This window comes from Intrasporangium sp., from assembly GCF_035688975.1.
GTDB lineage: Bacteria > Actinomycetota > Actinomycetes > Actinomycetales > Dermatophilaceae > CALMNV01.
In genome coordinates, this window is the sequence record NZ_DASSMH010000021.1 from 1 (window position 1) to 23320 (window position 23320).

General features: G+C 73.0%; 19 protein-coding genes. 17 read left to right on the forward strand and 2 right to left on the reverse strand.

The features are described 5' to 3' along the window. The coding region (locus VFJ94_RS02230; RefSeq protein WP_325002546.1) for a glycoside hydrolase family 3 protein at positions 1-1317 on the forward strand (1317 nt) is incomplete at its 5' end. Positions 1318-1398: 81 nt separating this feature from the next. On the opposite strand, the gene VFJ94_RS02235 is transcribed toward VFJ94_RS02230, so the two are convergent. Continuing rightward, positions 1399-2421, reverse strand: coding sequence for a LacI family DNA-binding transcriptional regulator (locus tag VFJ94_RS02235; RefSeq protein WP_325002547.1), 1023 nt, complete (start codon positions 2419-2421; stop codon positions 1399-1401). Positions 2422-2654: 233 nt separating this feature from the next. On the opposite strand from VFJ94_RS02235, the gene VFJ94_RS02240 reads away from it, so the two are divergent. The 10 genes from VFJ94_RS02240 to VFJ94_RS02285 all read left to right on the forward strand — a co-directional run bounded on the left by VFJ94_RS02240 (position 2655) and on the right by VFJ94_RS02285 (position 13428). Further along, positions 2655-4019: an extracellular solute-binding protein gene (locus tag VFJ94_RS02240; RefSeq protein ID WP_325002548.1), complete on the forward strand. Its 1365-nt coding sequence runs from the start codon at positions 2655-2657 to the stop codon at positions 4017-4019. Then, positions 4016-4987: a sugar ABC transporter permease gene (locus VFJ94_RS02245; RefSeq protein WP_325002549.1), complete on the forward strand. Its 972-nt coding sequence runs from the start codon at positions 4016-4018 to the stop codon at positions 4985-4987. Before VFJ94_RS02240 ends, VFJ94_RS02245 begins: the two co-directional genes overlap by 4 nt. Positions 4988-4992: 5 nt before the next feature. Then, positions 4993-5817, forward strand: coding sequence for a carbohydrate ABC transporter permease (locus VFJ94_RS02250; protein WP_325002550.1), 825 nt, complete (start codon positions 4993-4995; stop codon positions 5815-5817). A 35-nt stretch (positions 5818-5852) separates the two neighbouring features. Next, the gene (locus VFJ94_RS02255) at positions 5853-7517 is read left to right on the forward strand and encodes a glycoside hydrolase family 13 protein (RefSeq protein ID WP_325002551.1); all 1665 of its coding nucleotides are present in this window, start codon (positions 5853-5855) and stop codon (positions 7515-7517) included. A gap of 207 nt (positions 7518-7724) precedes the next feature. Continuing rightward, the gene (locus tag VFJ94_RS02260) at positions 7725-8369 is read left to right on the forward strand and encodes an urease subunit gamma (protein WP_325002552.1); all 645 of its coding nucleotides are present in this window, start codon (positions 7725-7727) and stop codon (positions 8367-8369) included. Continuing rightward, positions 8362-10065: an urease subunit alpha gene (locus VFJ94_RS02265; protein ID WP_325002553.1), complete on the forward strand. Its 1704-nt coding sequence runs from the start codon at positions 8362-8364 to the stop codon at positions 10063-10065. The genes VFJ94_RS02260 and VFJ94_RS02265 overlap by 8 nt, the downstream gene beginning before the upstream one ends. Before the next feature lie 74 nt (positions 10066-10139). Continuing rightward, positions 10140-10802: an urease accessory UreF family protein gene (locus VFJ94_RS02270; RefSeq protein ID WP_325002554.1), complete on the forward strand. Its 663-nt coding sequence runs from the start codon at positions 10140-10142 to the stop codon at positions 10800-10802. After that, complete coding sequence (ureG, locus tag VFJ94_RS02275; RefSeq protein ID WP_325002555.1) at positions 10795-11523, forward strand: urease accessory protein UreG; 729 nt, start codon at positions 10795-10797, stop codon at positions 11521-11523. Before VFJ94_RS02270 ends, ureG begins: the two co-directional genes overlap by 8 nt. Next, positions 11510-12253 carry an urease accessory protein UreD gene (locus VFJ94_RS02280; protein WP_325002556.1) on the forward strand — a complete coding sequence of 248 codons (744 nt, stop codon included), beginning with the start codon at positions 11510-11512 and terminating at the stop codon, positions 12251-12253. The genes ureG and VFJ94_RS02280 overlap by 14 nt, the downstream gene beginning before the upstream one ends. An 8-nt stretch (positions 12254-12261) precedes the next feature. Beyond that, entirely contained in the window at positions 12262-13428 is a 1167-nt protein-coding gene (locus tag VFJ94_RS02285; protein ID WP_325002557.1) for an N-acetylglucosamine-6-phosphate deacetylase, read from the forward strand. Between the two features lie 49 nt (positions 13429-13477). Here VFJ94_RS02285 and VFJ94_RS02290 read toward each other — a convergent pair whose 3' ends face one another. After that, the gene (locus VFJ94_RS02290; protein ID WP_325002558.1) at positions 13478-16207 is read right to left on the reverse strand and encodes a tyrosinase family protein; all 2730 of its coding nucleotides are present in this window, start codon (positions 16205-16207) and stop codon (positions 13478-13480) included. Positions 16208-16357: 150 nt separating this feature from the next. Here VFJ94_RS02290 and VFJ94_RS02295 point away from each other — a divergent pair, with 150 nt between their 5' ends. From VFJ94_RS02295 to VFJ94_RS02320, 6 genes are all read left to right on the forward strand, one after another. Then, positions 16358-17593 (forward strand): patatin-like phospholipase family protein, encoded by a 1236-nt coding sequence (locus VFJ94_RS02295; RefSeq protein ID WP_325002559.1) that lies wholly within the window; start codon positions 16358-16360, stop codon positions 17591-17593. A 209-nt stretch (positions 17594-17802) separates the two neighbouring features. Continuing rightward, positions 17803-18417, forward strand: a complete 615-nt coding sequence (locus tag VFJ94_RS02300) for an NUDIX hydrolase (protein WP_325002560.1) — start codon at positions 17803-17805, stop codon at positions 18415-18417. 31 nt (positions 18418-18448) lie between these two features. Then, positions 18449-19720, forward strand: a complete 1272-nt coding sequence (gene nadA / locus VFJ94_RS02305) for a quinolinate synthase NadA (RefSeq protein WP_325002561.1) — start codon at positions 18449-18451, stop codon at positions 19718-19720. Further along, positions 19717-21291 carry an L-aspartate oxidase gene (gene nadB / locus VFJ94_RS02310; protein WP_325002562.1) on the forward strand — a complete coding sequence of 525 codons (1575 nt, stop codon included), beginning with the start codon at positions 19717-19719 and terminating at the stop codon, positions 21289-21291. Before nadA ends, nadB begins: the two co-directional genes overlap by 4 nt. After that, positions 21282-22157: a carboxylating nicotinate-nucleotide diphosphorylase gene (nadC, locus tag VFJ94_RS02315; RefSeq protein WP_325002563.1), complete on the forward strand. Its 876-nt coding sequence runs from the start codon at positions 21282-21284 to the stop codon at positions 22155-22157. Before nadB ends, nadC begins: the two co-directional genes overlap by 10 nt. Then, a complete protein-coding gene (locus VFJ94_RS02320; protein ID WP_325002564.1) occupies positions 22154-23290 on the forward strand; it encodes a cysteine desulfurase family protein in 1137 nt (378 codons plus the stop codon). The genes nadC and VFJ94_RS02320 overlap by 4 nt, the downstream gene beginning before the upstream one ends. The last annotated feature ends 30 nt before the right edge of the window (positions 23291-23320 follow it).

The window sequence follows — 23320 nt, forward strand, 5'->3', positions numbered from 1 at the left end:
CTCGCGGCCGTCCTCGACGGCGAGGTCCGCGCGGTCGACGGCGTCGAGGTGCGCACGCGCCCGACGGCCGCCGACCTCGCCGCGGTCACCGCCCCCGCAAGCGGCGTGCCCGGCATCCACGTCGTCGCCTGGTCCGCCGACGGCACGGTCGTCGTCGATCACGACGTCGCCGGGACCGCAGTCTCCTTCGGCCACGAGTCCGGCGCGCCCGAGGCTGTCGTGCGGGCGAGCCTGCGCGCCACCGTCGGCGGGACCGGACCACGCGAGGTCGGTGTGATCGGGGCCGGGCAGTGGTCGGTCACCCTCGCCGGAGAGCGCCACAGCGTCGACCTCTCCCTCTCGAGCGGCGACGTCGCGGAGGCGCTCTTCACGCCCCCGCACTGGACCACCGTGGTCGAGGCGGACGGGGAGGTCGAGCTCGAGGCCGAGGTGCTGGTCCCGCAGGCCTCCCTGGCCCGGTTCGCCGTCGCGGCGCGGCCGGCGCCCCGGCCGGTCCGCGACGTGATCGAGGATGCCGCCGCAGCCGCCGCGGAGGCGGACGTCGCGGTCGTCGTCGTCGGGCTGACCGAGGAGCAGGAGACGGAGGCCGCCGACAAGACCACCCTGCGACTGCCGGGCCGGCAGGACGACCTCGTCTCGGCTGTGGCAGCGGCGGCACGGCATACGGTCGTCGTCATCAACGCCGCCACCCCGGTGCTCATGCCGTGGTTCGACGACGTCGACGCGGTGCTCCTCGCGGGGATCCCCGGCCAGGAGGGCGGCCACGCGGTGGCCTCGGCCCTGCTCGGGACCATCGAGCCGGCGGGACGACTCGTCACCTCCTTCCCCGCCGCCGACGGCGCCACGCCGGCATGGGACGTCGTGCCGGTCGACGGGCAGCTGCGCTACGCCGAGGGCCCCTTCGTCGGCTACCGCGGCCACCACGCGGGACGGGCGCCGCTGCCCGCCCTGTGGTTCGGCCACGGGCTCGGCTACGGCACCTGGGACTACTCAGACGTCACGGTCTCGTCGGGCAGTGACGAGCCGGTGACCGTGACCGCGACCGTGACGAACACGTCGTCACGCCCCTCGCGCGAGGTGGTGCAGGTCTACCTCGAGCCCGCCGACCGGTCCCAGCCCGTCCGCCTCGTCGGCTGGCGCGGAGTCCACGTCGAGCCCAGAGAGTCTGCGCGGGTGGAGGTGCGCTGCGACGAGCGGATGTGGCGCCGTTGGGACACCCGGGCCGGGCGGTGGGCTCGCCTGGACGGTCCCGCCACCCTGCTCGTGGCACGCGGCCTGGGGGACGTCCGGGCGCGGGTCGACCTCCCGCAGCCGTGATGGCCGCCACGGTCTCGCCCGTCACGAGGATGCCGCTTCGTCAGGTCGACCGCGCCGGTTCGTGATGACGGTGGGGCGTCGTCAGCGCCGGCGGGGCGGGGCGGTGCTGCCGCGGACGACGAGCTCGGTGGGCACGGTCGTGGAGGTCCGTGGCGCCTCGATCCCCTCGAGCAGGCCGAGCAGCAGCCGACCGGCGATGACTCCCTGCTCCCCGGGCCGCTGGCGCACCGTGGTCAGGTCGCAGAGCTCGGCGGCGGGGTGGTCGTCGATCCCGACGACGGAGATGTCCCGGCCTGGTGCGAGCCCGGCGCGGCGGAGCGTCCGCAGCGCACCGAGGGCGACCTCGTCCGAGTGGGCGAAGACGGCGGTCGGGGGGTTGCGGGTGCCGAGCAGTCGGCCCATCGACGCCGCCCCGTGCTCCCCACCCCACGGACCACTCACCACCAGGGACGGATCGGCGGGGATCCCGGCCTCCTCGAGTGCCTCGTAGTAGGCCGGCGACCGGGTCGACTCGAGGTGCGGCTGGTCGGGGTCGATGGCCTCGATCATGGCCACCCGGGCGTGCCCGAGGTGGAGCAGGTGGTCCACGGCCTGCCGGCTCGCGGCGTGATCGTCGATGTGGACCGCCGGGTATGCCGCCGACTGCCCGCCCGCCGCGACGATGTGCACGCCCATCGTCTCGAGCCGCTGGCGCTCGAGGTCCTCCACCTGGAAGCCGACGACGACCACGGCGTCGACCTTGCGGCGCGCGGGCAGCCGCTCGAAGAAGTCGCGCCGGTCGTCGGCGTCACCGACCTGGTAGAGGAGGACGTCGAGGTCCGCGCCGTGCAGCACGGAGTCCAGCCCCTCCACGACCGAACCGAAGAACCAGCGGGACAGGTGCGGCACCACGAGCGCCACTCGCCCGGTGTTGCCCTTCGCCAGGCGTGAGGCCTCCGGCGACACGACGTAGTCGTGGGCCTGCGCGACCCGCAGCACGCGGGCGCGCGTCTCGGGGGCCACGTTCTTGGCGTTGCTCAGGGCTCGCGAGGCCGTCCCCACGCCCACCCCGGCCAGGCGGGCGATGTCGGCCAGGGTCACCTTCGCCGGCGCTTCGGATGCCATAGGGACACGGTAGGCGACAAGAAACGCTTCCACCAGCCTGCTCGGTCGTCACGCAGCGGCTGGGTAGGCCAAAGAGGTCCGGGTCGCAATCACCAGCCGGGTATTGACAGTTAGGTCCGGCCAGCCCCACCATCGTCACTGGAAGCGTTTCCACTCGCTTTCCCCTCCGGTCCCCGGAGGGCCCGGTCGGCCACACACAGGTGGCCGACTCCTTCAACGGCGCAGGAGGATCCGTGCCTTACCCAGCCACCAGCTCTCGCCCCAGCCGCAGGGCCGTCATCGGCGCGCTCGGAGCGCTCACCGTCGGAGCGACGGCGGCGTGCTCCGCCCCCGGCCCGGCGTCGGGCGGCACGCCCGCGCAGGGCGCGGCGCCGACGTCGGTCAGCACCACGCTCGGCTCCGCCCCGGTCACGCTCAAGCTCTACGACGGCCAGGGGCTCAAGGGCGTCGACGACGCGTTGATCGCTGCCTTCTCGAAGAAGTACCCCAACGTGACCATCACCCCGACGTACGACCCGGACAACGTCACCACCCAGAACCAGCCGCGCCAGCTCGCCTCGGCCACGCCGCCCGACCTGGTGCGCGTCATCTCGGTGACCGCGGGCACCAAGAACGGCCTGCTGACCAACCTCGACGCGTACGCCACGGCATACGGGTGGGACAAGATGCCCCCCTCCCAACTCGCCCAGTTCCGCGCGAAGGACGGCGTCGCCGGGTCGGGTTCCCTCTACGCCAAGGCCAGCGGCTTCACGATGACCGGTCTCTACTACAACAAGAAGCTCGCCCAGCAGGTCGGGATGACGACGCCGCCCACCTCGGTCGAGGCCCTGACCGCGCTGATGGGCAAGGCGAAGGCCGCCGGCCTCACCGGAATGGTCGTGGCGAACAAGGAGGGCGGCGGCGTCTTCCCGTTCCAGCTGCTCATCAACTCCTCGATGGGCCCGGACAAGGTCTCCAAGTGGGTCTTCAACGCGCCCGGCGCGACGATCAAGACGCCGGAGGCGGTCGCGGCGGCCACGCAGGTCGTCGACTGGAACAAGGCCGGCTACTTCCCGCCATCGGTCAACGCCCTGGACGCGACCGCGGCGGACGCCCTGTTCGCGAGCAACAAGGGGCTCTTCTTCCCGTGGGGCAACTGGGATGCGGCGAACCTCGACAAGACGATGCCCGGTCAGGTCGGCTTCTTCCCCATGCCACCCGTGGCCGCCGGTGGCCAGGTCGCCGCGATGTCCGACGCCGCGACGGCCTTCGGGATTCCGTCGAAGTCGAGGAACAAGGACGCCGCTGCGGCGTTCCTCAACTTCCTGTCCAGTGACGAGGCGCGCCAGATCGCCATCGACAACGGCTTCATGCCGAGCGGGCTTGCGGAACAGGCTCCCCCGAAGATCAAGGAGGGCTCGGTGCTCGCGGACGTGACGAAGGCCTTCACCGACGTGTCCGCTGCCAACGGCCAGGTGCCCTTCGTCCAGAACGCCACCGCCGGCATCTCGAACCGCGCGTGGACGCCCGAGAGCCAGCTGCTCCTCGGCGGCAGCTCGACGCCTGAGACGTTCGTCGCCAACGTCCAGGCGAAGTACGAGGAGGAGCTGAAGCGATGACGACCGTCGACGGCCTCACGGGGCCGGTCGATGTCGGCGACGCCATGGCTCGCACCCCGCGCCGCCCCTGGCGGCGCGGGGGCGGGTCGGGCGGCCGGCCCCTCGGACGCCGGGCGCGCTGGTCCGGCTGGCTCTTCGCCCTCCCGGCCCTCGTCATGTATGCCGTGTTCGAGCTCTACCCGATCGTCACGGCGGTGCAGTACTCGTTCTTCGACTGGGACGGCATCAGTGCCTCGACCCCTGTCGGCGTCGGGAACTACGTGCGGGTCTTCACCGAGCCCCAGCTGCTCGCGTCGATCATCCACTCGTTCGTGCTCATCCTCTTCTTCACCGTCCTGCCCGTGCTGCTCGCGCTCGTCGTGGCCTCGATCGTGCGAGAGATCAGGTCGAAGGTGGCAGGCGGCGTCGCCCGGACGCTGATGTTCCTGCCGCAGATCATTCCCGGCGCCGCGTCGGCCATCGCCTGGACCTGGATGTACTCCCCGGACGGCGCCGTGAACCAGCTGCTGCGCGCACTCGGCCTCGGCTCGCTCGCCAAGGCGTGGCTCGGGGACTTCACGTGGGCGCTTCCCGCCGTGGGTGTCATCGGCACGTGGCTCGCCACCGGCCTGTGCACGCTGCTGCTCATGGCCGGCATCGGCAAGATCGACCCCAGCCTCTACGAGGCGGCCTCGCTCGACGGTGCGGGCCGCATCCAGCAGTTCCGCGCCGTCACCCTGCCCGGCCTCCGGCAGGAGATCGGCGTGTGCATCACCATCACCATCATCGCCGCGCTGGCCAGCTTCGACGTCGTGTTCATGTCGACCCAGGGCGGTCCGGGGTACGCGACGCAGGTGCCCGGCGTGCAGGTCTACCAGCTTGCCTTCACGGAGAACCGGATCGGCCAGTCCTCCGCTCTCGCGGTCGTGCTCAGTGTCATCGTGCTGGCCGTCATCCTGCCCATCCAGCGCTTCTTCAGGGAGAGGTGACCCCGATGCTCGACCGCCTGCGCGACAATGCGCCCAAGACCGTCCTGCTCACCGCGGCCGCGCTGTTCTCGGTGTTCCCCCTGCTGTCGATGTTCTCGGCCGCGCTGCAAACCCAGGGCACGGCCCCGGCCGGGATCTCCTTCCCCACGAGCCCGAACTGGCACAACTTCGTGGACGCGTGGAACGTCGCGAACATCACGACGCTCGTGAGGTCCAGCGCCGTCCTCGTCCTCGGGGTCGTCCCGATCGCCATGCTCATCTCGTCGATGGCTGCCTACGCGATCGCCCAGCTGCGCATCCCCTTCGGCAACGTCTTCTTCCTGCTGCTCCTGCTCGGGCTCACGCTGCCCTACGAGATCGTCGTGGTGCCGCTCTACTACCAGATGCAGAGCCTGGGGCTGCTCAACACCCAGCTGGGGCTGATCCTGCCGCTCATCGGGCTCAACATGCCCTTCGCCGTCTTCTGGATGCGGACCCACTTCCAGTCCGTGCCGCTCGAGATCTCGGAGTCGTCCCTGGTCGACGGCGCCGGTCCGTGGAGAGCCTTCCGGCACATCCAGCTGCCGCTCGCCGTGCCGGCGCTGGCATCCCTCGGGGTGCTGATGTTCCTCAGCACCTGGAACCAGTTCCTCCTCGCCATCGTGCTCATCGACGACCCTGACAAGCGCACGATGGCCGGCGCCCTGCAGGGCTTCGTCGGGGCGCACTCGACCGACGTGGTGCTCCTCAACGCCGGAGCGCTGCTCATCATGGCGCCGACGATCCTCGTCTTCGTCGTCTTCCAGAAGTACTTCATCCGCGCCATGCTCGCGGGCGCCGTGAAGGGCTGACCGGCGGCGCCGTCCCACACCCAAGGAGCAGCACCATGCCCGAGCCCGAGCAGGACCAGCGAGCGCCGAGATCGCGCGACTGGTGGCGGGATGCGGTCGTCTACCAGGTCTATCCCCGCAGCTTCGCCGACGCGAACGCCGACGGGATCGGGGACCTCCCCGGCATCCGGAGCCGACTGCACTACCTGTCCGAGTTGGGCGTCGACGCCCTGTGGCTCAGCCCCTTCTACCCCTCGCCCCTCGCGGACGGCGGCTACGACATCACCGACCACCGCGGCGTCGACCCGCGGCTGGGCACGCTGGACGACTTCGACGCCCTCGTGCACGACGCGCACGGGCTCGGGCTGAAGCTCATCATCGACCTCGTGCCCAACCACACGTCGGACCAGCACCCGTGGTTCCGCGAGGCGGTCCGGGCCGGCCCCGGCAGTCCGGCGCGGGACCGGTACATCTTCCGGGACGGCGCAGGTCCGGACGGCTCCGAGCCACCCTCGGACTGGCGCTCGCACTTCGGCGGCCCCGCGTGGGAGCGCCTCGACGACGGGCAGTGGTACTGCCACCTGTTCGCTCGTGAGCAGCCGGACCTCAACTGGGACAACGCCGAGGTGCGGCAGTACTTCCTCGACACGCTGCGCTTCTGGGCAGACCGGGGCGTCGACGGGTTCCGCATCGACGTGGCGCACTCGCTCGCCAAGGACCTGTCCGCTCCCTTGCGCAGCCAGCCCAACCTCGACCGCATCCTGCCCCTCGACGGCTCGGACCCGCTCTACGACCGGGACGAGGTGCACGAGATCTACCGCTCGTGGCGCGGGGTCTTCGACGAGTACGACCCGCCGAAGATGGCGGTCGCCGAGACGTGGCACCCGACGACGAGCCGGACCTACCTCTACGCCCGACCCGACGAGCTCGGGCAGGTCTTCGACTTCTCCCTGCTCAAGTCGGAATGGCACCCGGACCAGTTCCGCGCCGTCATCACCCGGTCGATCGACGAGCACCGGTGCGTGGGCGGGGCGATCACCTGGGTGCTCTCCAGCCATGACGTGCCCCGGCACGCGTCCCGCTACGCGCTCCCGCTGGGCACGGACCTCGACGCGTGGCTGCGCGGTGACGGCACGCAGCCGGCGGTCGACGAGGCGACGGCGAGCCGGCGGGCCCGCGCCGCGACGGTCATGATGCTCGCCCTGCCCGGGTCGGCCTACCTCTACCAGGGAGAGGAGCTGGGGCTGCTCGAGGTCGCGGACCTGCCCGAGGAGTGCCTGCAGGATCCCGTGTTCGAGCGGACCGGCAGACGGCTCAAGGGACGGGACGGATGCCGGGTGCCGCTCCCGTGGGAGAGTGGCGGCCGGTCGTACGGGTTCGGCGAGGACGGAGCGTGGCTGCCGCAGCCGGCCTGGTTCGCCGCGTATGCCGTGTCGGCCCAGCAGGGCCGCGACGGCAGCTCGATCGAGCTCTACCGACGGGCCCTGGCGCTGCGCCGCGCGGCCGTTCCCGACGCTGGTGACTCGTTCGCCTGGCGCCCCAGCGGGCACCCGGAGGTCCTGCGCTTCGCCCGGTCGGCGGGGTGGGAGTGCATGGTCAACTTCTCGGCGCACGCCGTGCCCATCCCGGGAGACCTGATCCTCAGCAGCGACCCGGAGGCGCGGCAGGAGCTGGCTCCCGATGCCGCCGCCTGGTTCGTGCCGTCCGCGGAACGCGTTTGACGTACGAAAGTGGCCACTCGACGCGGGGGGTGGCGCACGAAAGTGGCCACTCGACGCGGGGGGTGGCGTACGAAAGTGGCCACTCGACGCGAGGGGTGGGTGGCTCGGCTACGGTGGTGGGTGCCGCAGAGGGCGACGGCCGAGGACGAGCGCCGCCTGGGGCAAGGGTTCACGTCCGCGAGGACCTGGGCGACGTGAGGAGTCGACATGCACTTCAGTCCTGCCGACACGGAGAAGCTGCTCCTCGCGGTGGCGGGGATGGTCGCGCGCGACCGGCTGGCCCGCGGCCTGCGGCTCAACCACCCGGAGACGGTCGCGCTGCTCAGCACGTGGGTCATCGAACGAGCGCGCGAGGGCGCGTCGGTGCCCGAGCTGATGGAGTCCGGCCGCACCGTGCTGCGCCCGGACCAGGTCATGGACGGCGTGCCGCAGATGCTCCACGACGTCCAGGTCGAGGCCACGTTCCCCGACGGCCGCAAGCTCGTCACGCTGCACCACCCACTCGGCACAGGAGGGACCGTCCCCGGCGAGGTCCGTGCCGGCGAGGGCGTCGTCACGCTCAACGCCGACCGTGGCGACACTGAGCGGCTGCGCCTCGTCGTCGTCAACACCGGGGACCGTCCGATCCAGATCGGTTCCCATCTGCACCTGCCCGACAGCAACGCGGCGCTGGAGTTCGACCGCGCCGCCGCGCACGGCTTCCGGCTCGACATCCCGTCGGGGACCTCGGTCCGCTTCGAGCCGGGGGTCTCGCGCGAGGTGGCCGCGGTGGCCCTGCGCGGCCGGCGCCGCGTGCCCGGCATACGGCTAGAAGGCGGCGCGCCCCGGCAGGACGGAGCTCTCGATGGTTGAGGTCAGCAGGCAGCGGTATGCCGTGCTCTACGGCCCCACGGTCGGCGACCAGGTCCGCCTCGGCGACACGGACCTGTGGATCGAGGTCGAGGAGGACCGCACGGTCGGCGGCGAGGAGGCCATCTTCGGCGGGGGCAAGTCCATCCGCGAGTCCATGGCCCAGGGCACGCGCAGCAGCGCCGAGGGCGCCCTGGACACCGTCATCACCAACGCCGTCGTCCTCGACCACTGGGGCATCGTGCGTGCCGACGTCGGCATCCGGGGCGGGCGCATCGTCGCCCTGGGCCGGGCCGGAAACCCCGACATCGCCGACGGCGTCCACCCCGACCTCGAGATCGGCCCCGGGACGGACGTCATCGCGGGGGAGGGCCGGATCCTCACGGCGGGCGGCGTCGACCTGCACGTCCACTTCCTCTCGCAGAGCCAGGTCCACGAGGCGCTCGCGACCGGGCTGACCACCCTCGGTGGCGGGGGCACCGGCCCCTCCGAAGGGTCGAAGGCCACGACCGTCACGCCGGGCCCCTGGCACCTGCAGTCCGTGCTGCGCGGTCTCGACGACGCCCCGGTCAACCTCCTGCTCATGGGCAAGGGCAACACGATGAGCGCCCCGGGGCTGCGCGAGCAGGCCCTCGGTGGCGCGGCAGCCTTCAAGTGCCACGAGGACTGGGGGTCGACCCCGGCCGTGATCGACGCAGCCCTCCGGGCTGCCGACGAGTTCGGCCTCCAGGTGGCCCTGCACAGCGACAGCCTCAACGAGGCGGGATACGTCCAGTCCACCCTCGCCGCGATCGGTGGACGGTCCATCCACGCCTTCCACACCGAGGGCGCGGGCGGGGGCCACGCGCCGGACATCATGGAGATTGCCAGTTATCCGAATGTCCTTCCAGGATCGACGAACCCGACACTTCCGCACACCGTCAACACCGTGCCGGAGCACCTCGACATGCTCATGGTGTGCCATCACCTCAACCCTTCCGTGCCCGAGGACCTGGCCTTCGCGGAGTCGCGGATCCGGGCGACCACCATCGCGGCGGAGGACATCCTGCACGACCTCGGAGCGCTGTCGATGACCTCCTCCGATGCGCAGGCCATGGGGCGCATCGGTGAGGTCATCACCCGGACGTGGCAGGTGGCGCACGTCATGAAGGGCAGGCTCGGGGCGCTCGGCGGGGGACTGCCTGCTGACAACGAGCGGGCCCGCCGCTACGTCGCGAAGTACACGATCAACCCGGCCATCGCGCACGGGATCGACCACGAGGTCGGTTCGGTCGAGCCGGGCAAGCTCGCCGACCTCGTCCTGTGGGAGCCCCGGTTCTTCGGCGTGCGCCCGTCGGTCGTGCTCAAGGGTGGCGCCATCGTCTACGCGGCGCTGGGGGACCCGAACGCGTCCATCCCGACACCCCAACCGGTCCTCATGCGACCCGCGCTCGTGTCCGCCGGCGCGGCAGACCTGTCCGTCACGTTCGTCAGCCCAGCCGCCCTCGAGGACGGCCTCGCGGACCGGCTCGGTCTCCGGCGTCGCCTTCTCGGGGTGCGGCCGACGCGGGGTGTGTCGAAGGCCGACATGCGCAACAACGACGCCCTGCCCACGATCGACATCGACCCGGAGAGCTTCGAGATCACGATCGACGGAGAGCGGGTCGTGCCCGCGCCGGTCACCGAGCTGCCGCTGGCACAGCTCTACTCGCTGTTCTGATGACTGCCCCACACCGGCCGATCGCCCCCGTGCCAGCCGCCGCAGGCCCCCCTCCTGCGGAACACCTTGCGGCAGTGGACTTTGCCCTCATGCTGCTCGCCGACGGCCGGCTCCCGGCCGGTGGACATGCCCAGTCCGCCGGCCTCGAGGCGGCGCTCAACGGCGGCATGAGCGTGGCCGACATCCCGGCATACCTCACCATGCGCCTGCGCACGGTCGCCACCGTCGACGCGGGCGTCGCAGTGACCGCCCTTGCCGCGCTTGCCGATTCGGACCCTGACCGGCTCGTCGCGGTCCAGCGGCACTGGGCGGCCCGCACCCCGAGCCACGTGCAGCGCCAGTCGTCGCTGACGCTGGGGCGCGGCCACCTGCGGCTCCTGCGCCATCTCTTCCCGGGCCACCCCGTCACCGAGGCGCTCGCGGCGGTCGACGGCCCCTGCCGGCCACTCCTGCTGGCCGGGTTCGGCGCGGTCACGGGCCTGGGCCCCGTGCAGCTGGCCACCCTCGTCTGCTACGACGACGTGCAGTCGGTCACCGCGGCCGCGCTCAAGCTCGTGCCGCTCGACCCTGCCCACGCCGTCCGGTGGGCCCTCGACTGCCGTCCCACCGTCGACGCCGTCGTCGCGCGGGTCGCCCACCTCGTCGACCCGGGTGACATCCCGGCGACCGCCGCGCCGCTGCTGGAGCAGTGGATCCACGCCCATGCCCGCGACACGAGGAGACTCTTCAGTGCCTGACGCCACCGCCCCCTCGACCCTGCGGCTCGGCGTGGCCGGCCCCGTGGGCACGGGCAAGAGCTCGCTCATCGGGCTGCTCTGCCGCAAGCTCGGCTCCTCCCTGTCCGTGGGGGTCATCACCAACGACATCTACACCGACGAGGACGCCCGCATGCTCCGAGCCGCCGGAGTGCTCGACCCGGAGCGCATCCGCGCCGTGCAGACCGGCGCGTGCCCGCACACAGCGATCCGCGACGACATCACCGCCAACCTGCTGGCCGTCGAGGACCTCGAGCGCGACTTCGCCCCGCTCGACCTCGTGCTCGTCGAGTCGGGCGGCGACAACCTCACCGCCACGTTCTCGCCGGCGCTCGTGCACGCGCAGGTCTTCGTCCTCGACGTCGCGGGAGGGGGAGACGTCGTCCGCAAGGGCGGCCCCGGGATCAGCCGGGCCGACCTGCTCGTCGTCAACAAGACCGACCTCGCCCCGCACGTCGGGGTCGACGCGGCCCTCATGGTCACGGAAGGCAGGCTGGCCCGCGAGGGCCGCCCGGTGCTCGGACTCTCGCGCCACGACCCGGAATCGATTGCGGCGCTGACCGGTTGGGTCGTCGAGACGGTCGAGCGGCATCGGGCTGGAGAGCTGGTGGCCACCGACCCGGGCCCGATGGCGCCCCACTCGCATGCCGGGGGGCAGGTGCACAGCCACGCGGTGGCCGCCGACACTCATGACCACCACTGACGTGCTCGTCGAGGCTGGACCCGGCCACCCGCGCGTCCGGCTGAGGAGCGGGGTCCTCGCGCCGCGCATCCTGGCCACCGCCCCGGGGACGGCCCGGATCGCCCTGGTCGCAACGACGGCAACCCTCCTCGGCGGCGACGCCGTCGACATCTGCGTCCGGGTCGACGACGGACAGCGCCTCGAGCTCGACGACATGGCGGCCACCGTCGCCTACGACGGACGCGGCCGGCCCGCCCGCTGGCACGTCTCGGTCGCCGTGGGACACCGCGCCACGCTCGTCTGGCGCGGTGAGCCGCTCGTCGTCTCCGACGGCGCACACGTGGCCCGCTCGACCCGCCTCGACATCGCGGAGGGCGGCAGGCTGCTGCTGCGCGACGTCGTCGTCCTCGGCCGACACGGCGAGCGCGGCGGCTCCCTGCGCTGCAGCACGCACGCGACGTATGCCGGGGCGCCCCTCCTCGTCGAGCAGCTCGAGCTCGCGGACGGACCCGACGGGCTGCGCTGCGCCCCCGGGGTGCTCGGCACGGCTCGGGTCGTCGAGACCATCACGTGCGTGGCCGACCCGGTGCCACGCCACATGGTGACCGACGACGACCACACCGTGCGGCTCGACCTGGCCGGCCCGGGGCTGCTCGCCCGGCACCTCGGCACGCACGCCCACGGCTCGCCGCTGGCCACGACGTGGGACCGCCTCAGCGCCGCCTTCGGCAGCGGGAGGGCAGGACGGTGACCAGGTGGGTGAGCGGCCCCGCCCTGGTCGACGGGGCGATCGTCGATGCGCTCATCGAGATCGACGGCGACCGGATCATCACCGTCGCGGCCGCCGATGGCCGGCTGGCCGCCGACGTGGTCGCGGAGCCGACCGCCCACGACGTGGACGCCGTGGACGGGACGCTGCTGCCGGCATACGTCGACCTCCACTGCCACGGCGGGGGTGGCACCGCCTTCACCGACCTCGACCCGGACGCGGCGGCCGTGACCGCGCGACACCACCACGAGCGGGGGTCGACGAGCCTGCTGGCCAGCCTCGTCACGATGAGCGCTGCCGACCTCGAGCGGGGTGTCTCGATCCTCGCCGACCTCGCCGACGACGGCCTCGTCGACGGCATCCACCTCGAAGGCCCGTGGATCTCCAAGGCCCGCTGCGGTGCCCACGACCCGGGTCTCGTCCGCGACGCGGCGCGTGCGGAGGTCGACCGGCTCCTCGACCTCGGGCGCGGGCACATCCGGCAGGTCACGCTGGCCCCGGAGCGAGAGACCGGACTCGAGCTCGTCCGGTGGCTGGCGGGCGCCGGCGTGCACGCAGCGGTCGGTCACACGACGGCCACCTTCGGACAGGTGGAAGCGGCCGTCGACGCGGGGGCCGACCTCGCGACGCACCTCTTCAACGGGATGGAGCCGTGGCACCACCGCAGTCCCGGTGCGGTGCCGGCGCTGCTGCGGGCCGCGGCGGCCGGCGCCATGACTCTCGAGCTCATCGCCGACGGCGTCCACCTCGACGACGCGACGGCGCGCACCGTCGTCGACCTCGTCGGGCGCGGCCGGGTGGCGTTCGTCTCCGACGCCATGGCGGCGGCCGGCATGGGCGACGGACGCTACGTGCTGGGCGGGCTCCCGGTGGTCGTGCGGGGCGGCGTGGCCCGGCTCGGGCGCGATGCCGACGAGGCGTCGGCGGCCTCGATCGCCGGTGGCACGAGCCACCTCGCCGACATCGTGGCGCGCGCGGTCGCAGCCGGCCTGCCGGTGCCGTATGCCGCCCAGTGTGCCTCCGGGACGCCGGCGGCACTGCTGGGGCTCGATGACCGTGGGGCCATCCGTCCCGGGTCCCGCGCGGACCTGGTCGTCGTGGACGACGGCGCGAGCGTGACCCGGGTGATGAGAGCAGGCCGCTGGCTCGGACCCTGACTGGCGAACCCCGCTCGGCAAGGGGCTCGCCGGACGAACGGGCCGGAGGTCAGCCGTGCCGGCAGTGCTCCCGCACGCACCTGCGCAGCTCGTCCGGGGAGATGCCATTGCGGGCCAGGAACTTCGCGCCGACCTCGGTGAGGCAGTCGACGAGGTCGCACAGGTCGGGACCGCCGCCCCCGGTCTGGCCACCGGTGTCCGGCGGGGGTGGGTTGTCGCCTCCCGGGATGCACGCGGCGGTGAGCAGCTGCTCGCGCGTGAAGTCGGAGCCCCGGAGGGTGAGCCCGTCGGCGACGACCCGGACGTGGTAGGTGCCGGCAACCGGGGTGGGCAGCGTCGCGGTGAACACGCCCGGCGCGCCTTCGGTCAGGGTCACGGTGAGGTGGCCGAGCGGACCGTCGACGTGCGCGACCACCCGCGCCCGGTGCTCCACGGGGAGGCCGTACTCGGTCAGCGACGCGACGAGCGCGGCGCTGCTGCCCGGCTCGATGCTCGTCTGGGCCAAGGTGGCTGCCAGGCGCAGGTTCGAGGCGGCATACACGTTCACGGAGTAGCGCGCACCGTTAGCCATCGCTCTGGCGAAGGCGTCGCCGCCGTCGTTGCCGTCGTTGTCGCGCCGGCGCAGTCGCAGCAGCTGCTCCTTCCAGGACCCGTCGTCGACGGTGAGGACGGCGTGCCACGTGCCGGCGTGTGCGCCGGCCCCGATCGGCACCGGCAGGCCGGTGCGGAAGTAGCGCATCGCGTCTCCTTCACCGGCGGTGGCGCCCACGCCGGCGGCGGACGAGGCGTCGATGACGTCGCCGTCCGGCGTCTCGAGGGACAGGTCGATGACGGGCAGATCCTCGAGCAGGACGACCGTCGCATCGATGTCGCCCTCGTTGAGCACGAAGGGAATCCGCAGTTTCACGCCGGGCTGCAGGTAGCCGGACGGGTCGACGACGATCGCGGTGTCGGTGACACCGGCGAGGATCTGCAGGAAGTACTTGCTCAGCCGGAAGTAGTCATCCGTGCCGGGAGTGAGCGCGCCGGTCAGCAGGAGGTAGCCGCCGGTGTTGTGGGCCAGCTTGCGCAGCGCCACGGTCGAGACCTGCGCCTCGTTGCCGAGGCCGATGGCGAACGTGCGCTGGTCGATGCTCGCTGCCACGCTGTCGATGCTGGCCGGCTGGTTCTCCAGGCCGTCGGTGAAGACGATCAACGCCTTCTGCTGGAAGGCCCCCGACGGCACGGCGCCGAGGACGCTGCGGGCGAGGACGACCCCGTCCCCGATCGACGTGGCTCCAGCAGGGTTGGTGTGGTGGTTGGCGACGGCCGTCAACGCCTGGACGCGGCCCGGATCGAAGTCGCCGCCGGGTCCGATCGTCGTGACGGCCAGACCGGGGTAGGTGGGGTCGGTGACCGGGTAGGCGTCGGTGTCGAAGCGGATCAGGCCGAGCCCGTTGCCGGCCTGGATGAGCTGCGCGAACCGTCCAGCGGCCTGGCGCAGCACCTGGACTCGGGTGGCGCCCGCGGTTCCCGCCGGGTCGTCCATGCTCCCGGACTGGTCGAGGGCCATCATCACCGCAACCGTGGGACGGGCGACGGAGTTGCCGGAGAGGTCGAAGACGAAGTCCTGACCGGTCTGGTCGCAGTGCACGGTCACGGAGCCGGCGGGCGCAACGCTGCCGGCCGCCCCGCCCGTCATGCCGAACCAGATCCGCGCCTCACTGAAGGGCGCCAACGAGTGCGACACCGTGATGCTTCCCCCGGGGGTCAGCACCACGTAGGGGCCCCCGGGGCCGGCGGTCACCCTGAGGGTGACCGGGTGGCAGGCGAAGACCCGGAACACCGCGGCCCGGGCGGTGGTCTCCCCGGTCGGGACGTCGTCGAAGGTGATGTGGCGGCCGGGGTTGACGACATCGAGCAGCGCCACCTCGGGGACGGTGTCGTAGCACGGAGGCGCCACGACGGAGGGGTCCTTGTAGGTCTTGACCACCTGCTGGTTGTCAGGCGGCGCCCACGGCCGAAGCTGCAGGCCGGGGTTGGCGGCGTTGCCGGCCCACGGCTCGACTGGTCCGTTGAGGCCGGGGTCGGCGCTGTCGGTGTGGTAGACGGTCGCCGGGTCCAGCCGCTCCGGATGGCCGCTCTGGGTCTGCCACATCGCGTAGAGGCGGTCGACGTTGGAGTGCAGCAGGAACACGAACGGGTCGTGGAACGAGTAGTGCGGCTGCGTGATCGTCCCGCCGATGAAGCCGTGCGCGTCGGCATGGACCTGCTGGATGTTGGCGTTGAACACCTCCCAGCTGCCTGATCCGACGACGGTCGCGTCGCTGAGGCTGACCGGCGAGCTCGACAGGCTCGCGCTGCCCCCGTTGACCTGCCGCCAGATGCGCGAGTGGCCGCCGCCCTCTGTCGACTCGAACGCCCCGAACGGAGCACCCGCGTCACCCTGGTCGCTGCCCATGAACGCGGGCGTGAAGAGATTGGCCCGGCCACCGGCCGTGCTGCGCGGGTCGACGGTGAAGTCCCAGTAGTGCAGCGACAGCTCGGGGTCGACCTCGCGAAGGAGCTGCTCCAGGCGGTTGACGATCTCCCGGTGCCACGGCACGAAGCCTGGGCCGGCGTGCACGTCCACCCCGGCGAGGTGGGCGTTCTTGTGGATGTCCTCCTGCTTGTCCCAGTGCGTCACCCCGTCCGGGTAGACGAGCGCCGTGTCCAGGGCAAGGAACGCGGCGAGCAACCGGTCCCGCTCCGCCTGGGAGACCAGCGCGATGTCCCGCCTGATGCCGTCACCAATGGTCATGATTTCCCCCTCAGTTCGTGAGCGCCCCAGTCGGCCCTCTGGACAAGGAGGCGCCGACGGCCCGGCAGATACGCGAGTCGGGATCACCGCGACCGTCGCGCTACGGTGAAGCCTCCGCAGGGGCCGCCCCTGCGGAGGCGAGGGGGCCTCATGTCGACGCGGGCGCGGGCTCGTGGCACAGCACAGGCGTCGGTGGCGGTGGTGCTGTCCGGAGCGGCCGCACGAGGGGCCTTCCAGGCGGGCGCCCTTGCCGAGCTCATCCCCGCGCTCGAGCGGGACGGGCTGCGTCCCGGTGTGTGGCTGGGGACGAGCGCAGGCAGCATCAACGCGACCCTCTGGGGCGCCCGAGCGCACCTGCGCGCGCGCACCAGTGCGGAGCAGGTGCTGGGGATCTGGGAGGGGATGAGCGACCGCGACGTCTACCGGCCCAACGCGCGAGCCGGGCTCGACTGCGTGGTCGGGGCACTGCTCGGGGTGGGCGCAGGACCGTCGAGCCTGCTCGACACGACGCCGCTGCGTCGCGCCGCGGCCGAGAACCTCGACGTCACCCAGCTCGAGGCCAACGTCAGGGACGGTGCCCTCGACGCCGTCGGCGTCGTCGCGACGCGGATGCCGCCGACTCCCGGCGAGCCGGCGTCCGGTCCGGCCGGGGCGCGCAGCGTCCTGTTCCTCGACGAGCACGGGCGAAGCGGGTATGCCGGTGACCTGGAGCGAGCACTCGACGTCGTGCGCGGGCCGGTGACCGCCGAGCACGTGCTGTCATCCGCGTCGGTCCCGGTGGCGTTCCCGCCGGTCCAGGTGAGCGCGCCGGCCGCGGCTGCCGGCTGGTACATCGACGGTGGGGTCCGGCTGAACGCGCCGCTGCACCCGGCGGTCGGGCTGGGGGCGGACCGGATCGTCCTCGTCTCCGCGACGGCCACCCATTACGCCGACGGGCCGCTGCCGTCGGACGAGTCCGGGCGGGGCCCGGACATCGCGGACGGAGCCAGCCAGGTCCTGGACGCCGCGCTGGCCGATCGGACGATCGAGGACCTGAGGGCACTGCGGCGCACCAACCGCCTGCTTGCCCAGACGGCACCGCCGCGTCACGCGCGGCTCACCGCCCGCTCCGGCCGCCCGTACCGACCGATCGAGGTGATGACCGTGTCACCGCCGCCGGGGGAGCTGGGGCGCCTCGCCGCGCAGGCCTTCGAGCGGCGTGGCCTCGGACGGCTCGCCCACGTCGGGAACCGGCTGCTGGAGAGGGGCATCCGCGGCATAGGGGATGGCGTCGGCCGGCGCGAGCTGCTCAGCTACCTGCTCTTCGATCCTCTCTACTTCACCGACAGCGTCCGGCTCGGGCGCGCCATGGCGCGAGCTGCCTACGCGGCGGGCTGGACGAGCTGAGGTCTGGTCGACCGAGCCAGCTCGTCATCAGCGCGGGCCTCGGTGCGTCGGCCAGGTGAGGCATGGGCCGACGCGACGGTGGGCGAGTGGCGGACGCACCTCGTCGCCGGGCGAGACCATTGGTACACTGACTTCTGGTCATATACACCTTTACTTGGAGGGGTCCGCTCATCGCTGCTGACTACTCGCCGTCGGTTGCCGTCTCCACGGTGATCTTCGGCCTCGGCGCGTCCGCCGAGGGCTCGCGCTCGGCGCTGCAGCTGCCGCTCGTCAGGCGGGTGCGGGAGCCCTACCGCGGCCGGTGGGCGCTGCCCGGGGGACCGCTCGGTGCGACGGAGTCGCTCGCCGACGCGGCCCGCCGCAACCTCTTCGAGACGACCGGCCTGGCGCCCCGCTACCTGGAGCAGCTCTACACGTTCGGGGCGGTGGAGCGCTCGCCCGACGAGCGGGTCGTCTCGATCGTGTACTGGGCGCTGGTCCGGGCCGACGAGGCCGACCAGGCGCGGACGACCGAGAACGTCCGGTGGATGCCCGCCGACGACCTGCCCCCGCTCGCGTTCGACCACGACGAGATCGTGGCCTACGCGCTGGGCCGCCTGCGGGGCAAGGTGGAGTACAGCCCGATCGCGCACGCCCTCCTCGGCGAGGAGTTCACCCTCGCCGAGCTGCGCGACGTCTACGAGGCGGTGCTGCGTCGCGCCCTCGACCCGGCGAACTTCCGTCGCCAGATCGAGGCCTCCGGCACCGTCGAGCCCACCGGGCGCTTCCTCGCCGGTGGCCGCCACCGCCCGCCGAGGCTCTACCGCAGCCGCGTCGCCCCCTGAGCCCCCTCACCGATCCCAAGGAGCAGCCCCTATGCCGTCGACCGACGCCCTTGTCCGCACGCCCGCGCCATTCGACGCCTCCACCGCGACCTGCTCACCCGGGCTCGCCGAGGGCCCGTGGGTGCTCGACCTCGGCCTGCCCGGATACGGCCCCGGAGCCTCGGAGTCGGACGTCCTGCCGCCCGCCTCGCCGACGCAGGGCGAGCTGCCCGAGGAGTACCGCGTGGCCCAGCTGCCGGAGCTCGCCGCCCGGATCGAGGCCGCGAAGGCCGCGCTCGGACAGCGGGTCGTGGTGCTCGGACACTTCTACCAGCGGGACGAAGTGGTGCAGCACGCCGACGCGGTCGGCGACTCCTTCCAGCTGGCCGGCGCCGCCCGCAGGCACCCCGAGGCTGAGACGATCGTCTTCTGTGGCGTGCATTTCATGGCGGAGACCGCAGACATGCTCTCCCGTCCGGACCAGGCGGTCATCCTGCCCAACCTCGCGGCCGGGTGCTCCATGGCCGACATGGCTGACCTCGACAGCGTGGAGGCGTGCTGGGACCAGCTCGAGGACCTCTTCGGCACCGAGGCCGACGCCGACGGGCGCGTCCCGGTGGTCCCGGTCACCTACATGAACTCCTCCGCGGCGCTCAAGGCCTTCTGCGGCGAGCGCGGCGGCATCGTGTGCACGTCGTCCAACGCGCAGGCGGTCCTCGCCTGGGCCCTGGAGCGCGGCCAGCGCGTGCTCTTCTTCCCCGACCAGCACCTCGGCCGCAACACGGCCAAGGCGATGGGCGTGCCGGTGGAGCAGATGCCGACCTGGGACCCGCGCAAGCCCCTGGGCGGCAACGACGTCGACACACTCGCCGCGGCGCGCGTGGTGCTCTGGCACGGGTTCTGCTCGGTGCACAAGCGATTCACGGTCGCGCAGATCGACCGGGCCCGCGCGGAGCACCCGGGGGTGCGGGTCATCGTCCACCCCGAGTGCCCCATGGCGGTCGTCGACGCCGCCGACGGGGCGGGGTCGACCGACTACATCGTCAAGGCCATCGCCGCCGCCACGGAGCCGACGACCTTCGCGATCGGCACCGAGATCAACCTCGTCAACCGGCTCGCGACGCAGTATCCGCACCACCGGATCTTCTGCCTCGACCCGGTCATCTGCCCGTGCTCGACGATGTACCGCATCCATCCCGGCTACCTCGCGTGGGTGCTCGAGCGGCTCGTCGCAGGCGAGGTCGTCAACCGGGTGCAGGTCCCCGAGCGCACCGCGACGCACGCCCGCGTCGCGCTGGAGCGGATGCTGGCGGCCCGCCCATGACGCGCGTCGCGGTCGTGGGGGCCGGGGCGGCGGGCATGCTCACCGCCCTCAGGTTGGCGGCATACGCCGACGTGGTGCTGCTCACGAAGGGGGCGCTCGGAGACGGCAACACCGGGTGGGCGCAGGGCGGCATCGCCGCTGCCGTCGGCCCGGGCGACAGCCCGGACCTGCACGCGTCCGACACGCTCGCGGCCGCCGCCGGGCTAGCGGACGCCCAGGTCGTCCGGCTGTTGAGCGGCGCCGGCCCCGCCTGTGTGCGCGAGCTCGCCGAGCTCGGGGTCGGCTTCGACACGGACGGCGCAGGGCCGGCCCTCGGGCTGGAAGCGGCCCACTCCGTGTCGCGGGTGCTCCACGCGGGCGGTGACGCCACCGGCGCGGCGATCGCCAGGGCCCTGGCCCGAGCGGTGCGGGTCAGCGACGTCGACGTCCGGGAGCACCGCTTCGTGACGGATCTCGTCCTGGGCGGCTCACGGGTGGCCGGCGTCGAGGCGCTCGGGCCCCACGGGAGGGAGGTCCTCTACGTGGACGAGGTGGTGCTCGCCTCCGGCGGCGCCGGCTCCCTCTACGCGTTCAGCACCAACCCGGTCGGGGCGACCGCGGACGGCGTCGCCATCGCCGCGCGCGCCGGCGCTCTCCTCGCCGACCTGGAGTTCCTCCAGTTCCATCCCACCGCGCTCGCCGGCCCGGACACGTTCCTCGTCTCCGAGGCCGTGCGGGGCGCCGGTGCGGTGCTGCGGGACGAGTCGGGTCGGCGCTTCCTCGGGGACGTGCACCCGGCCGGGGAGCTCGCCCCTCGCGACGTCGTCGCGCGCGGCATCGCCGCGGCCATGGCCCGGCAGCACGGACGGCCGGTCACCCTCGACGCCACGGGTGTGCCCGACCTCGCCCGCCGCTTCCCGTCGATCCACCGGGCCGTGACCGCCCGTGGTTGCGACTGGACCCGCGAGGGGGTCCCGGTTGCCCCCGCCGCCCACTACTGGATGGGCGGGGTGGCCACCGACGCGGAGGGGCGCACAAGCCTGCCGGGCCTCTGGGCCGTGGGCGAGGTGGCCTGCACCGGCGTCCACGGAGCCAACCGGCTCGCCTCCAACTCGCTCCTGGAGGCCCTGGTCTTCGCCGCCCGGTGCGCCGAGGCCATGCGCGACGGCGCGGACCGGCCCCTCGACGCGCCCGTCGACGTGCCCGTCGACGCGCAGCCGCTGCCCGAGACCAGCAGCACGTCGACCGGCCTGCCGGTCGACGTGCCGTTCTCGCGCCCGGACCTGCAGGCCACCATGTGGATCGGGGCCGGCCTGGTGCGATCGCGGGAGTCCCTGGAGGCCGCCGCCGCGACGTTGGCGGCGTGGCGGCGCAGCATGCGCGAGCCGGACTCCGTCGCCGATCTCGAGGACGCCAACCTGCTGCTCGCCGGAGCGCTCCTCGTCGACGCAGCCCTGCAGCGCCGCGAGTCCCGCGGCGCGCACTTCCGCGCCGACCATCCGCACCCCGATCCCGGGCAGGCCGTCCGCCGGCTGCGGCGCATCCCCGCCACGGCGCCCACCCTGACCGAACGGAGCCCCGGATGGCGCTGACCGCCGCTGTCATCGACCGCACGGTCCGCGCCGCCCTGGAGGAGGACGCGCCCTCGGGCGACCTCACCTCGGAGTGCCTGGTGCCGGCCGATGCGAGCATCGAGGCCGCGCTCGTGGCCCGCCAGCCGGGCGTCCTCGCCGGAGGCCCGGTCTTCGCCGCCGCCTTCGCCCTGACCGACCCTCGCGTGGTCGTCGACCTGCGGGTCGCCGACGGGACCGCGTTCGGGGCGGACGACGTGCTCGCCACAGTCCACGGCCCGGCCCGCAGCGTCCTGCAGGCGGAGCGGGTGGGGCTCAACTTCGTCCAGCGGATGTCCGGCATCGCGACGCTGACGGCCCGTTACGTCGAGGCGGTGAGCGGCACCCGCGCGCGCATCGTCGACACGCGGAAGACGACCCCGGGGCTGCGCGCGTTCGAGCGGTATGCCGTGACCGCGGGCGGAGGGCGCAACCACCGCGCCTCGCTCTCGGACGCCGTGCTGGCGAAGGACAACCACCTCGCCGTGCTCGCGGCCGGTGGCGCCAACCTGTCGGAGGCCCTCCGGAGCGTCCGTGCGGCGCTGCCGCACACGGTCCACCTGGAGGTGGAGGTCGACCGGCTCGACCAGATCGAGCAGGTGCTGGGCGGCGGCGTCGACACCATCATGCTCGACAACTTCTCGCTGGAGGACCTGAGGGCCGGGGTCGCCCTCGTCGCCGGCCGCGCGACGGTCGAGGCGAGCGGTGGGGTCGACCTCGACACCGTCGCGGCCATCGCCGCGACCGGGGTGGACGTCATCTCGGTCGGCGCGCTGACGCACAGTGCCCCGGCCCTCGACCTCGGCCTCGACGCCACCGTCCACGTGGCGGCCATGGAGCCGGCATGACGATCTACCTCGACCACGCGGCCACCAGCCCCGTCCGGCGGGAGGTGCTGGAGGCGATGTGGCCGTTCCTCACGACCGAGCCCGCGAACCCGTCGAGCCGCCACACGCCGGGCCTGCGGGCGCAGCGTGCGCTCGCCGCGGCGGTCGAGGAGATCGCCGCGGTGCTCGGCTGCCGGCCTGGCGAGGTGATCCTCACCTCCGGCGGCACCGAGGCGGACAACCTTGCGGTCAAAGGCATCTCCCTGGCCCGGCCACGCGGCCGGCACGTCGTGACGACCGCGGTCGAGCACCCCGCGGTGCTCGAGAGTTGCCGATCCCTGGAGCGCAGCGGCTTCGCCATCACCAGGGTGCCGGTCGACCGCGACGGCATCGTCGACCCTGCAGCCGCGACCGCCGCGATCCGGGAGGACACGACCTTGGTGTCGGTGCAGCTCGCCAACAACGAGGTCGGTTCCGTGCAGCCCGTGGCCGACATCGCGGCGGCCGCCGCGCGGCACCGGGTGCCGGTGCACACGGACGCAGTGCAGGCCGTCGGCTGGCTACCGGTCGACCTGGGCGAGCTCGGCGTCGACGCGATCTCGGTCGCAGGCCACAAGATCGGCGCCCTGCGCGGCACCGGCGTCCTCGCCGTCCGCAGCCGGGTGCCGCTGGAGCCGCTGCTGCACGGTGGGGGCCAGCAGCGCGGGCGGCGTAGCGGCACCGAGGACGTCGCGGGCGCGGTCGGCCTCGCCACAGCCCTGCGCCTCGCCGAGCGGGACCGGTCGAAGGCGGCCGAGGTCGCCGCCCGCCGGGACCGATTCGTCCGCGAGGTGGTCGCCGGGGTCGACGGCGCGCAGCTCACCGGCTCCGCCAGCCGGCGCCTGCCGAACAACGCCTCGTTCTGCTTCCGGGGCGTGAGCGGTGAGTCGCTGCTCGTCGAGCTCGACCGCCGCGGCATCGCGGTGTCGAGCGGCTCGGCCTGCGCGGCCGGCAGCGACGAGCCCTCGCCGGTGCTCACCGCCATGGGCTACGAGCCCGAGCTGGCCGGCGCCGCCCTGCGGGTGAGCATCGGCGTGCACACGACGGAGGCGGAGCTGGCGGCCGCCGCCGAGGCGCTCCGGGAGGCGGCCCGGGCCGTGCGGACGCTGGCCTGAGCCGGCGTGGCTGTGAGGCGCCGCCGCACG

What these genes read in the sequence shown, in the direction of transcription:
- VFJ94_RS02245 (WP_325002549.1), top strand. Translation starts at nt 4,016, where the DNA reads ATGACGACCGTCGACGGCCTCACGGGGCCGGTCGATGTCGGCGACGCC.
- nadB (WP_325002562.1), top strand. Translation starts at nt 19,717, where the DNA reads ATGACGCGCGTCGCGGTCGTGGGGGCCGGGGCGGCGGGCATGCTCACC.
- VFJ94_RS02280 (WP_325002556.1), top strand. Translation starts at nt 11,510, where the DNA reads ATGACCACCACTGACGTGCTCGTCGAGGCTGGACCCGGCCACCCGCGC.
- VFJ94_RS02260 (WP_325002552.1), top strand. Translation starts at nt 7,725, where the DNA reads ATGCACTTCAGTCCTGCCGACACGGAGAAGCTGCTCCTCGCGGTGGCG.
- nadC (WP_325002563.1), top strand. Translation starts at nt 21,282, where the DNA reads ATGGCGCTGACCGCCGCTGTCATCGACCGCACGGTCCGCGCCGCCCTG.
- VFJ94_RS02235 (WP_325002547.1), bottom strand. Translation starts at nt 2,421, where the DNA reads ATGGCATCCGAAGCGCCGGCGAAGGTGACCCTGGCCGACATCGCCCGC.
- VFJ94_RS02290 (WP_325002558.1), bottom strand. Translation starts at nt 16,207, where the DNA reads ATGACCATTGGTGACGGCATCAGGCGGGACATCGCGCTGGTCTCCCAG.
- VFJ94_RS02320 (WP_325002564.1), top strand. Translation starts at nt 22,154, where the DNA reads ATGACGATCTACCTCGACCACGCGGCCACCAGCCCCGTCCGGCGGGAG.
- VFJ94_RS02250 (WP_325002550.1), top strand. Translation starts at nt 4,993, where the DNA reads ATGCTCGACCGCCTGCGCGACAATGCGCCCAAGACCGTCCTGCTCACC.
- VFJ94_RS02295 (WP_325002559.1), top strand. Translation starts at nt 16,358, where the DNA reads ATGTCGACGCGGGCGCGGGCTCGTGGCACAGCACAGGCGTCGGTGGCG.
- nadA (WP_325002561.1), top strand. Translation starts at nt 18,449, where the DNA reads ATGCCGTCGACCGACGCCCTTGTCCGCACGCCCGCGCCATTCGACGCC.
- VFJ94_RS02265 (WP_325002553.1), top strand. Translation starts at nt 8,362, where the DNA reads ATGGTTGAGGTCAGCAGGCAGCGGTATGCCGTGCTCTACGGCCCCACG.
- VFJ94_RS02255 (WP_325002551.1), top strand. Translation starts at nt 5,853, where the DNA reads ATGCCCGAGCCCGAGCAGGACCAGCGAGCGCCGAGATCGCGCGACTGG.